Consider the following 12,153-nt stretch of genomic DNA (forward strand, 5'->3'; position numbering starts at 1 on the left):
GATTGTATTGATTTAACATCAATAAAAAGAAAAATGGAAACAATATGTCCCCATTTTTATAATTATTAGAGCTAATTTAAAATCATTGTTGTTTTGCTTTTTTTTCGTCACTTAAAGTAAATATAGCTATTATTGAAGTAATCAAAACAACCCCAGCAAGCACATAAAATGTTGTCGCATATCCTGTATTATCAAATAATTTACCCACAAACCATGACAACACAATAACGCCAAGATTCGATGAAATATTAAAACCAACTAAATAAAGTGTAGCAGATAACCGAGCATCAAAATTACCTACAATATATTTAAACATCGCCAAAATAAATAATGGAATTTCAATTGCATGAAATAACTTAACGAATGATATCAGATAAATATTATCTAACGTTGCAGATAATGCAATTCGGCAAATCATAACTAGTGCAGCAACTAATAGCGATTTTTTAGCTCCAATTTTGTTAATAAAATAAGGAGCAATAATCATACAAGTTGCTTCTAAAAAGACTTGGAAGGAATTTAAATAACCGTAAACTTGATAGCCATCTTCTGGTTTTTCAAAAAAACCAGTATAAAAATTAGGAAATAACTGCTGATCATAGATAGTATAAAAACTATAAGTACCAATAACAAACAACACAAACAACCAAAATTTTTGCAAACCAAACAGCGATAAGATTTCGCCCATTGTTGGTATAGTCGTTGTTTTTTCTACTAAAGCAGTATCGTTATTTTCAGTTGGTGATGCTTGATATTGTTTTGGCTTAAATACTATATTAATGGTGAAAAAGATAACCGCAACACCCGACGCCATCCAAAAGTTAATATGAGGATCAATACCAAATAAAATACCGGCAACAAACGTTGCAGCAGCATAACCAAATGATCCCCAAAAACGAGCAGGACCAAATTCAAAGCCAAATAATCGACTAATACGTTCAATAAAAGAGTCAATCAAAGCACTGCCCGAAATAAAGCTAGCACTTAAAACTGGTGCACCGATACAAACACCCCAAATAAAATCATTTTTTAATAAAGGCTCATACACATAAATTAAAAAAGGGCCAATAAGAACCATGATAATACTTTGGAAGGTCACTACGGCTTTACCTATTTGTAATTTATCTTGGATAATGCCATAGAAAATCATGAAAAACATGGCTGCGGCAGAATTAGCCGCATAAACAATACCTAACTGCTCACCTGATAAGTCAATTTTACTTTTTAGCCAAATTGCGTAAAAAGACCACCACAGCGACCACGCAGCATAAAAAGTAATAAGGTAACCAGACGAGAACCAATAGTTTCTATTTTTTATCATATTCATGTTTATTACTCTTATATTGTTGAAAATCGATGAAGTTTAACGTTAACATTATTGTCATATTTGATACTAAATAGATAGAACCAATTGTCATAAATGTTACTTACCTCACACTTTTTATCATTTCTATTTGTGGTATCATCATGCATAGTAATGGCTGATAATCATTTTTATCTTGTTAAACAAAAGGATTTAACTATGGCTTCACTTAAGGATGTTGCAAAGCTAGCATCTGTTTCATTGATGACGGTTTCACGCGCAATAAATAACCCTGAAAAATTAAATAAAGAAACTTACAAACGCGTTAAACAAGCTATTGAGCACCTTAATTACGTACCTGACTTATCGGCAAGGAAGATTCGTGGTGATAATTCAGGACCAAGTGCAATTGGTGTTTTGGCATTAGAAACAGCAATGACGCCATTTTCGGTAGAATTACTACAAGCCATAGAAAAGACCGCACAAGATCATGGCTGGAATACCTTTATCGTTAATTTATTTGATGATAAAGATCCCGATCATGCAATAAACACCCTGCTATCATATCGCCCTAACGGTATTATCTATACCACAATGGGATTAAGAAAAGTTGAACTTCCTGAAAAGTTATTAGATAAAAATGTTGTATTAGCCAACTGTATAAGTGATTCAAAACAACTAGCTTGCTATATTCCAAATGACTATTTGGGTCAATATCAAGCCATGCAACATGTAATAAAGAAAGGCTATAAAAAACCATTATGCATCTATTTATCAGAAACCACATTAGCAGGAAAAACTCGACGTAAAGCCGTTGAGCAAGCGTGGTTAGATGCGGGTTACAATTTAAATAAGATTACTAGTTACCATACCTCAACTTTATCAGATGACCTTGCACAAGAATATATGATGACGGTTGATATACTGAAACAACATTGTAATAAAAAACCTGATTTTGATGTATTAATTTGTGGTAATGATCGAATAGCTTTTGTTGCTTATCAATATTTACTCGGTCAAGGACTTCATATTCCTTCTGATGTAGCTGTATTAGGTTACGATAACATGGTAGGTACTGGTGAACTATTTTATCCACCACTGACAACAGTGCAATTGCCTCATTATGAGATTGGAGAACAAGCAGCTTTACATATAATTAATAACAAAAACCAAAAACAGATAATACAGGTAGCATCACCTTATTTAGAAAGGAATTCATTATAACTTACTTAAATAAATTGACCGCCCAATGGCGATCAATTCAATCATCAATTACGCATAAATAGATTTTAACTGCCAGCTATCTAATTTGGTTATTTTGGTGCTACCATTTTCAGCAAATAAATTAACTACTCGCTCCGCTGGTAATTTTGGATAGATACGGCTTGAAAGGCTATATAAATCACCATTAACAAATACTTCTATAGATGAAGCATCAACATACACATGTAAAGTTAATTTTTGGCTTTCTGGTAATGGTACGCTACGATAACCAGTTAATTCAAGACCAGATAAACTACGATCAAGAACAATACGATTAGATTGTAAATCAACATATAGTAATGTTGCTTGTTTACCATTTTCAGTGGCAGCAAGTTGCAAACCAAAACGCTCAGCATCACTTTCTTTTAGATCAAACTCAACACAAAGTTCACAACAAATTGACTCAATATTGGTATTTTTAAGTTCACTATTGAGCGTTATTTCACCAAATGATTTTGGCTTTTCGCGCAATGCTTCAAGTTCTTTTACTGGGCGATTTCTGACTTTATTATCTTGATCTAAAATCAGTTCACGAGGAAGTGTAAATGCGCCTGCCCATTTATCTTTTTTGCTTGGCATGGCTGACTGCCACATATCCATCCAAGCAAAAATAATACGACGTCCATCAGCGGCAAGAAATGATTGCGGTGCATAAAAATCGTGTCCAAAATCCATTTCTTGAAAAGGTTTAACTATTGAAAATTGCTGCCCAGGTTGCCAATTACCTACTATATAGCCTGATTGGAATTGATTACGATACTGATAACCTTTTGCTTTCAACCCTTGTGGTGAAAACATCAAAACCCATTTATCACCAAGTGGAAAAAAGTCAGGGCATTCAAGCATATAAACATCAGGATCGATATCACTCACTACAACATGATCCAATTGCCATTCATTTAAATCATCAGATCTAAATAGTAAAACTTGACCAACATTATTTGGCGTTCGCTGACCAACAACCATCCACCATTTACCATCTTGTTGCCACACTTTAGGATCGCGAAAGTGCATCACTCCGTCTTGAGGGGTAAGTACTGTGCCTTGCTTTTCAAAATGAATGCCATCTTTACTAGTTGCAAGACATTGGCTTTGTCGAATCTGTTCATCATAACCTTGGCCACTCAACCAAATATGACCAGTATAAATTAAGCATAACTCACCATTATTATCTACGGCCGATCCAGAAAAACAGCCTGACTTATCAAATTCTTGATCGGGAGCAATAGCTATTGGCAACCTTCGCCATGTGACTAAATCATCACTAACAACATGTCCCCAATGCATTGGTCCCCAATTTTCATCATAAGGATGATGCTGATAAAAGGCATGATATTGACCTTTAAAGTAAATCAAACCGTTAGGATCATTCATCCAACCAGCTGGTGGAGCTAAATGAAAATGTGGATAATATTGTTTATTCATTACTTTTTCTAAATTTTTAACAGCTAGATTGGCTTTATCAATAGCAGTAGACATAAAAACCCCTTTTTTATCCAATATTAGATACCTTTATTTAATAGTATCTTAATTTAATTGTTAACGTTAACTGTTAATGAAATTAGCGATAAAATATGTGATGATAGTCACATATTTTTAACGTTAACAATGAATTTTTTGTCAAATGATTTAGTCTATGGCGGACTTTTAAAAAATGACTATTATAAATTCAACAACAGATTAACTATTAATGACTTTACTAAAAAGTAAAAAGATGACATATTTCAAAAAACTCAAGTAATCTGTCTCTATACTAGATTACCGCAGTAACTAACTATAATCGAGTTAAAAAATGAATAATACTAAAGTTTGGTCCCTTGGGGATGCCGTTATTGATTTATTGCCATTTGGTGATATGAATTATAAAGCATGTGCTGGTGGCGCACCTGCAAATGTTGCAATTGGTATTGCAAAATTAGGGCTGCCTTCAGCGTTTATTGGTCGTGTTGGTAATGACCCTTTTGGTGATTTTATGGAAACCACATTCCGCCAATATAACGTTGATTGCCAAAGCCTTGAAAAAGATGAACATCATCGAACAAGTACTGTGGTTGTTGATTTAGGAAAAAACGGTGAACGTAGTTTTACTTTTTTGGTTTCCCCTTCAGCTGATCAATTTTTATCTCAGCAAGCAATTCCTAATTTTAACCAAGATATTTTACACTTTTGCTCTTTGGCGCTAGTTGGCCACACCTGCCGTCAAACACTTAAAACTGCGATTGAACAGCTTACCGCTAAAAATGGCCTAATCAGCTTTGATGTTAACTTGCGCGAACAGATGTGGGCCAATAAAGACGAAATGCGCACCACTATTACTCAATTTTGTCATGATGCTGATATCCTCAAACTATCAGACGAAGAACTATTTTGGTTAACTCAAAGCAATGATTGGAGTGAAGCATTAAATAAACTACAACAACACTATGAAGCACCATTAAAATTAATTACCAAAGGTAAAGATGGCAGCATTGTATTATGGCAAGGAAAAACATTTTCGTTTGATTCGTACCATGTAAATAGTGTTGATACAACTGGTGCAGGTGATGCTTTTGTCGCAGGATTACTCAGCAGTATTGCATCCTCAGGCATGCCTGAGGATAAACTGATGTTAGAAAGCATGATGACCATTGCCAGTGCTTGTGGAGCCTTAGCTACAACCAAAAAAGGCGCATTAACTGCACTACCTGATAGTACATTTTTACAATCATTTATTAGCGATAATCCAACATTAACAGCAAAACAAATGGCATAATAAAAATAGTAAAAACTTACTAATAGGGCAGCAAGATTGAATACAATAGTTTCAAAATATAATTATGATTGACTGCCCTTTACCACTCAATAACTTAACTACTCAGTAATTTAACTATTTAATAACTCAACTATTTAGTTAAATTACTGTTTATAAAATCAAATAGCATTTAACACCGACTACATTGTGATCTTGCCCATTGATCTATCATAAAAACATCATCAATCGTCGATGGCTCAGGGAAAGCCAATTGATCTAATACTTTTGATACATTTTTAGCAATATCCATAAAACCAATTTTATGTTGCAAAAATGCTTCAACCGCAACTTCATTGGCGGCATTGAGCGCTGTGGTAGCCGCTTGCCCTTGATTAAAGGCATCTATTGCCAATTTTAAACATGGATAACGACCAAAGTCAGGTTGTTTAAAGGTTAACGACGAAATTTGCGTAAAATCTAAAGGTGGTACGCTTGAAGGCACACGATCGGGGTAAGACATGGCATAAGCAATTGGCGTGCACATATCAGGCACACCAAGTTCAGCCACCACACTACCATCTTGATAACGTACCATTGAATGGATAATTGATTGCGGATGAATAATAATTTCCATTTCGTTGGCACTGGCATTAAATAACCAACGAGCTTCAATATATTCCAGCCCTTTATTCATCATCGTTGCTGAATCGACAGATATTTTTTTACCCATCGACCAATTAGGGTGAGCAACCGCTTGCTCGGGGGTGACATGTACCAGTTTAGCTAAATCCCAATCGCGAAATGGTCCGCCAGAACCTGTTAACACGATTTTAGTAATACCATGCTCAGCAAGGTTAGCAAAACCTAAATCATGCTGTACCGCCGTTGGTAAACTTTGAAAAATAGCGTTATGTTCGCTATCTACCGGCAACAACTCAGCGCCATACTCTTTAACCGCTTGCATAAATAAATGCCCACAGGTTACTAGCGATTCTTTATTGGCCAACAAAATACGCTTACCTTTCTTAATCGCAGCAAGCGTTGGTTTTAATCCTGCCGCCCCCACAATAGCCGCCATCACTTGATCGACCTCGGGCAACTGCGCTAAGTCGCAAATGGCTTGTTCACCACTTAACACATCAATATCCAATTTTAGATTGGCAAGATTTGCTCTTAATGCCGTCTCAGCTTGCGCTGTTGCCATGGCAACGTATTTAGGCTTAAAAGCCAGACATTGCTCAGTCATTTTGGCAACATTATTACCTCCTACTAAAGCATAAGCTTTAAATAGATGTGGATTTTGAGCAATAACCGCTAGCGTACTGCAACCAATTGAACCTGTCGAACCTAAAATTGTGATATTTTTCATATTAATACATTAAATCTATATTATGGTTAGCTAAAAAATTAATAAATTGCTTGGTTGGCACTTTATCTGTAATAATTTGATTAAACAGAGTTAACTCACCAATAAAAGCCGGTTTAACTTGATTAAATTTAGTATGATCGGCAATCAAAATATTTTGACCTGATTTTTTTATCGCCTGCAATTTCATATCAACTTCATCAAAATGATAACAAGTTACGCCTTGCTTAATATCAATCCCTGCGGCCGAAATAAATGCTTTATTTGGGCAAATCGAATTTAATTCACTATGCTGTCCAATAGCGCTAAAAATCGCATTATTAGCCTGATAATGACCACCACATAAAATTGTCTTACAATTAGATTTATTTTGTAATGCTAAAAATGCGTTTAATGAATAACAGATAGCAGTAAAAGTTATTTCATCATCAATGGCATCAATAATAAAAGGAATAGTCGTACCGCAATCAAAAAAGACGGTATCGTTTTCTACAATGTATTTACTAGCTATATTGGCAATATATTGTTTTTCATAAACCTGTTTATCTTGTTGGTCTGACAAAAAATACGGGGTAATTTGATGACGAGCATCACTAACAACATAGCCACCTAAAACACTTAGGGAACAACCAACATTGCTCAAATCTCGGCGAATGGTCATTTCTGAAACAGCCAACAACTTAGCGGCTTCTTTTAAATGAATCTTATCTGTTTTTTTTAAAAGTTGAATAAGATCATTCACTCTTTTTTGTGATTGTGTTTCCATGCTGATCCTATAAATCAATAATAACAAGCTACATAAGTAGCTTATTAATTGATATCATTGATTAATAATCACTGGTCGAAGTTACATCACCAGAAACAATCGCAATACCAGCACTAGCCCCTAAACGCGAAGCCCCCGCTTGAACCATTTTTTCAGCCGTTTGACGATCACGAATACCACCCGATGCCTTAACGCCCATCTCATTGCCAACGGTATCACGCATCAACTTAACATCCTCAACCGTTGCGCCAGATACACTAAACCCAGTCGAGGTTTTAACAAAAGCAACACCGATTTGCTTACAAATTTCACAAACTTTAACAATTTCGTCTTTAGTTAATAAACAAGTTTCTAAAATCACTTTTAATGGCACAGCGCCACAAGCATTAAATACCGCCTCAATATCTTGTTTAACCGCATCCCAATCATTGCTTTTTAACCAACCCACATTGATGACCATATCGATTTCTTGCGCACCTGCTTTAACCGCCATTTCGGTTTCAAAGGCTTTAGCGCTAGTTAGCATTGCACCTAAAGGAAAGCCAACGACTGAACACACTTTTACATCGCTACCTTTTAGTAAACTAGCCACTAAAGGAACATAGCCTGAATTTACACAAACTGAATAAAAATGATATTGTTTAGCTTCTTCACAGAGTTTAGTGATTTGGTCTTTTGTTGCGTTCATTGCAAGTAAAGTATGATCGATATACTTTGCATAACTCATAACGAGATCCTTAAAATGTCTTTGTAATAATGTTTAATTAAATATTGTTAGTCTGTAAATAAATAGGGATGTTATAAAAATAACAAATATAGCCAAGCACTGTTATTTTTATAACATTATGGCGTAATTGATTGAAATAGTACAGATAAAAATCTGTGTTTAAATTTTAGTTTTTCGTGAAAGAAATAACATTTATATCAATAATTTACCAAATATTATTATTTGGCGTGCTAATTTCGCTTAGGTGACAGCACATCCTGATGAAGGAAAAGAGTTAATGGAATTTAATTCTTCTATTTTTCATTTTTTTATAATACTCTGTTTTATTGAGCCGAGTGTGTTTTATTACAAGATAAAAACGATCGAAACTCAGCACATCCAAAAAAAATCAAGTATCTTAATAAATCTTTACAAAATTTTTAGTTAAAAATGTAGCCAAATTTTTTTTAAACATTATAATTTTAAAAATTAGAATTAATTCAGCTATATTTTATAGATTATAGATCGTTAAAAAAATAAAATAAAACAATATATTACTTTACAAAAGGGATGTTATGCAGTATACTTATCAACACCAGACACCAGACACCAGCACTGGCAAACCTATGTCTTAAATTTATTAAATAACCACGTTAGACGAGTTTTTACACTTACTTCATTTTTAGCATCGAAATTATCCATACAATTATCTACAAAAAAAACGTTGGTATTAGTGCCATTGTTGTTATTGCCGTATTCGCCTAATTTGCAGGCATTAACTGCGCATACTAGTAATGTTATAGAAGGTAGTGCACCATATTTAACATTTGATGGTGGTAAAACTAAAGCGATCACAACCGATGATTTATTGAATATCACTCTATTGGATGGAACAATAGTTACTCCATCAACCAATACATCAAGCGTAACAAATCCAATAACTTTACCTAAAGGAAGTACTTTAAGTGATATTCACATGTTGATTCCCTCATCAGTTGATTCAGTCAGTTTAAATGATATAGTGAACACTTATCATTATTGGGGCGATGATGATGGTGATGGTCAGGGAATAAATGGCGTAACCGCAAAAGGAAATCTATCTGCTTATTTTTCCGATAAAAATGGTAATGCTGTTAGTCGTAATGATATTTTAGATATTTGTAAAGCACCTTATAAGGTGATATTAAGTAGTACAGAGGGGGCTTTAAAAACACAGTACGGTGTACCAGATACAAATTATTTCCACCGTCAATCGGTGGAGTACTACATCAGCCCAAATTTACCTCCTAAAATCTGTCATGTAAGACCAAATCTAACCTATGGTGAAGGTGATTACGCTGGTCCAGCTAATATTTGGAATCCAACTAAAGGATTTCTAGTCCAATCAACTAATCCAGCAACTTATGAACAAAATTTTCCGACAACAGGTGCAGATGGCTTGTACTTTGATTTAGACATAGGGGGAGGTCGCCAGTTGACTTGGGCTTCTGTTACACATGGGGGAATAACAGCTACTGTGACAAGGACGTTACCAAATGCAGGCGATAATTGGATATCCAATCATTCAGTAGAGGTAATGCGCGTTACGCTAACGGGTCCTAGGGCAAGTGATAACCAAAAAAGCTCAGATTCCCCAAGTCCAATTAGCAAGCCAACCTTGCCTCAAACATTCGAGTTAGTGGGTAGAGATAGTCAAGGTAGTGTGGTTGTCAAGTATGGGTTTGTGTTGAAGCAATGGTTCGTTAATCGTGGATTTCGAGCGACTGACGCTTCTAAACAAGCTTCTTGGTGTAGCCATTTAGGTTATCGTTTTCCACAGGTAAGGGATTTAACTAATGCGGTTTGTTCCGGTAAGTGGTCAGGTCACTGGTGTCAAGGTTCTGTCGGTGCCATCCCATCATCATCTGGTAATCATTACCAGCGTCGAATTGGCGTAGGCTTTTTTACTGAGTGGGGAGATATGAGCCGTTATACCAACGCAGATTTTGCTAGTCGCAACTACTGGACAAGTGATACTGGAAATAATTACTTATTCGGTGTTGACTCGGACGACGGTGATGTGCTCGGTGGGAGAGCTAGTAGGAATGGACTTTGTGCTGCTAATTAGCCTTTCGGATTTAGTCCTTGACTGCTGGGGGGAATTATATTCTCAATAGCAGACAATCTATTAAAAAAAGTAAACTTTAATGGTTGTTTTTATTCGGTATAGTTTCGGACGTTTTGAGCTTTTGCTTTAAATAGTTTTAGTAGCAATGTATGAGCTAAGAAGATAGAGCGATTTTCTTAGCAATTTTTGGCTTTAGCTGGGATAAAATGGTCTCTTTGCTATCCTGCTGCAGTTGTCAGCAATTTGTAAGAGTGGTAAATAATCCAAAAAACATCGTAATAAAAACATAAAGCAAACTATAAGTATTTGATTTTACAAAAACATTAAATTTAAAAAACTTTAATAAAATCAATACTCTACCTGAACGATTTTATGGGGGAATATTAACTTTCATAATATCGAAAAGCTAGGCAAACGAGTCGTTACCTAGACCGTCATTTAGTCTGTAATACATTAAAGCAAGCTTTGTTTCGGCGCTACTTTCTTAAAAATATGCTCGTTCGCAGTGACCGAGGATGCTAGCCAATAAAGCACTATTTAAATATATTGAAATCTATTATTATTGTATGCGTGGTTGTTCAGCCAAGAACTAGGTATTGCTAGAACAATATGAACAACAATATTATCAAAATAAAAAAATGATAGAGAGGGCTATGTATAATATTTTGGTAAGGATCGTGTTAATTCTTTTTATGGTGATGTGACATAATCAGCAAATATTTAGCGATTTAAAAAGATAGAAAACGAAAGTTTAAACTATTTATTAGCTTTGATATTATGGTTAATATTTAGAACTTTGACACCATATTAAATATGATGTCAACAAATGAGAAGATGAAAATATTAGGTTGGTGTATCGACATCATCCCAATCAGCATTTTCAAAATTGGTTAACCAATTTAAAGCATAATGACGCTCTTGAATAACATCACTTATAATCGATGCGGGAGGTTGCTTATCTTTCATTCGAAAATCTGTGGTTATCCAATGTAAGCGGTAGTGTAAATCTAAAGCATCCAACAATTCACTAACTGGTCTTAAGGCCACGGTTGAAAAATCTTGTCCACTATGTTGCATTCCTTGGTCAACTAACGATGAAACATCGCAGATAGTATCAGCAAAAGGGAGCTCAGATTGCCAATTGATAGCCCATTGTAAAGGTAATAATGCTTCGTATTTCCAAGACATATCTATCACATCTTGCTCTGTCGGCTGCCCGCTATAAATAAAGTCACGCTCATTATTTGATAAAGCCTCAAACCCCATTGGACAACGTTCTTTAAATTCCATCGGATTAATTGGATCATTTTCTCTAAAACTTTCAGCCTGAATACCTGTTAACATTATTGCTAAGGCTCGTTTAGCTACTTCGTCAGGTGTTCTAAGTATTACTTCCGATTCGGCAATAACCGGTGGTAAATGTGTAGGTGTATGCAACCCCAATTTGGCTAAATACTGTTCAGTTTTTGTTTTTCGCTTTAATGCTTCTAGTGGATAAGGGACGATTACATCTAAATCAATGTTACCATCAGGATCTTGTAATACATCTCCGTCAGGATTCCGAATAGTTCCATCAGGCATAAATATAATTGCATTCGCCTGCCAGCCCCAAGTGGTAAATTCATTGAAATTATCTTCTTCAATCTCAAAGGTAAATTGATGTTTAACTCGTTGGATATGGCGATACAAAGCATAACGGCGTGAATTCATCTGCCCATCTCCTGCTTGCATGACATAACCGATAAAACCATCAAGGTGTTTCGTCAACTCAGAATCATCCAATCCGCGATGGTATAGACGCTCGCAGGGAAAATTAATGGCTGGTGGATGAGTGACTGTAGAATAAGCATTTATCAATATTGGCATTTCAAATATTCCTAGTTTAGATTTGGTATTTTTATTATTATAAAT

General features: G+C 35.2%; 9 protein-coding genes. 3 read left to right on the forward strand and 6 right to left on the reverse strand.

Annotated elements, in window-relative coordinates; translation table 11 throughout:
* Nucleotides 1-82: 82 nt before the first annotated feature.
* On the reverse strand, nucleotides 83-1,321 hold the full coding sequence (locus GYW75_RS06535) for an oligosaccharide MFS transporter (protein WP_174798887.1): 1,239 nt from the start codon (nucleotides 1,319-1,321) through the stop codon (nucleotides 83-85).
* A gap of 201 nt (nucleotides 1,322-1,522) precedes the next feature.
* Between GYW75_RS06535 and GYW75_RS06540 the strand changes: the two genes are divergently transcribed.
* A complete protein-coding gene (locus GYW75_RS06540; RefSeq protein WP_174798827.1) occupies nucleotides 1,523-2,527 on the forward strand; it encodes a LacI family DNA-binding transcriptional regulator in 1,005 nt (334 codons plus the stop codon).
* Between the two features lie 48 nt (nucleotides 2,528-2,575).
* Here GYW75_RS06540 and GYW75_RS06545 read toward each other — a convergent pair whose 3' ends face one another.
* The gene (locus GYW75_RS06545; RefSeq protein ID WP_174798828.1) at nucleotides 2,576-4,045 is read right to left on the reverse strand and encodes a glycoside hydrolase family 32 protein; all 1,470 of its coding nucleotides are present in this window, start codon (nucleotides 4,043-4,045) and stop codon (nucleotides 2,576-2,578) included.
* 313 nt (nucleotides 4,046-4,358) lie between these two features.
* On the opposite strand from GYW75_RS06545, the gene GYW75_RS06550 reads away from it, so the two are divergent.
* Nucleotides 4,359-5,318 carry an aminoimidazole riboside kinase gene (locus GYW75_RS06550; protein ID WP_085164610.1) on the forward strand — a complete coding sequence of 320 codons (960 nt, stop codon included), beginning with the start codon at nucleotides 4,359-4,361 and terminating at the stop codon, nucleotides 5,316-5,318.
* A gap of 169 nt (nucleotides 5,319-5,487) precedes the next feature.
* On the opposite strand, the gene ispC is transcribed toward GYW75_RS06550, so the two are convergent.
* The 3 genes from ispC to deoC form a co-directional block, all read right to left on the reverse strand.
* Nucleotides 5,488-6,666: a 1-deoxy-D-xylulose-5-phosphate reductoisomerase gene (gene ispC / locus GYW75_RS06555; protein WP_174798829.1), complete on the reverse strand. Its 1,179-nt coding sequence runs from the start codon at nucleotides 6,664-6,666 to the stop codon at nucleotides 5,488-5,490.
* Between the two features lies 1 nt (nucleotide 6,667).
* Nucleotides 6,668-7,429, reverse strand: coding sequence for a DNA-binding transcriptional repressor DeoR (gene deoR / locus GYW75_RS06560; RefSeq protein ID WP_174798830.1), 762 nt, complete (start codon nucleotides 7,427-7,429; stop codon nucleotides 6,668-6,670).
* A 61-nt stretch (nucleotides 7,430-7,490) separates the two neighbouring features.
* Nucleotides 7,491-8,156 (reverse strand): deoxyribose-phosphate aldolase, encoded by a 666-nt coding sequence (gene deoC, locus GYW75_RS06565; protein WP_065639686.1) that lies wholly within the window; start codon nucleotides 8,154-8,156, stop codon nucleotides 7,491-7,493.
* A 703-nt stretch (nucleotides 8,157-8,859) separates the two neighbouring features.
* Between deoC and GYW75_RS06570 the strand changes: the two genes are divergently transcribed.
* Nucleotides 8,860-10,242, forward strand: coding sequence for a hypothetical protein (locus tag GYW75_RS06570; RefSeq protein WP_238786422.1), 1,383 nt, complete (start codon nucleotides 8,860-8,862; stop codon nucleotides 10,240-10,242).
* A gap of 843 nt (nucleotides 10,243-11,085) precedes the next feature.
* Here GYW75_RS06570 and GYW75_RS06575 read toward each other — a convergent pair.
* On the reverse strand, nucleotides 11,086-12,108 hold the full coding sequence (locus GYW75_RS06575) for a DUF4272 domain-containing protein (protein ID WP_065590207.1): 1,023 nt from the start codon (nucleotides 12,106-12,108) through the stop codon (nucleotides 11,086-11,088).
* Nucleotides 12,109-12,153 lie beyond the last annotated feature (45 nt).

Source organism: Gilliamella sp. ESL0232 (assembly GCF_013346885.1).
Lineage (GTDB): Bacteria > Pseudomonadota > Gammaproteobacteria > Enterobacterales > Orbaceae > Gilliamella > Gilliamella bombi.

What these genes read in the sequence shown, in the direction of transcription:
- GYW75_RS06535 (WP_174798887.1), bottom strand. Translation starts at nt 1,321, where the DNA reads ATGATAAAAAATAGAAACTATTGGTTCTCGTCTGGTTACCTTATTACT.
- GYW75_RS06540 (WP_174798827.1), top strand. Translation starts at nt 1,523, where the DNA reads ATGGCTTCACTTAAGGATGTTGCAAAGCTAGCATCTGTTTCATTGATG.
- GYW75_RS06545 (WP_174798828.1), bottom strand. Translation starts at nt 4,045, where the DNA reads ATGTCTACTGCTATTGATAAAGCCAATCTAGCTGTTAAAAATTTAGAA.
- GYW75_RS06550 (WP_085164610.1), top strand. Translation starts at nt 4,359, where the DNA reads ATGAATAATACTAAAGTTTGGTCCCTTGGGGATGCCGTTATTGATTTA.
- ispC (WP_174798829.1), bottom strand. Translation starts at nt 6,666, where the DNA reads ATGAAAAATATCACAATTTTAGGTTCGACAGGTTCAATTGGTTGCAGT.
- deoR (WP_174798830.1), bottom strand. Translation starts at nt 7,429, where the DNA reads ATGGAAACACAATCACAAAAAAGAGTGAATGATCTTATTCAACTTTTA.
- deoC (WP_065639686.1), bottom strand. Translation starts at nt 8,156, where the DNA reads ATGAGTTATGCAAAGTATATCGATCATACTTTACTTGCAATGAACGCA.
- GYW75_RS06575 (WP_065590207.1), bottom strand. Translation starts at nt 12,108, where the DNA reads ATGCCAATATTGATAAATGCTTATTCTACAGTCACTCATCCACCAGCC.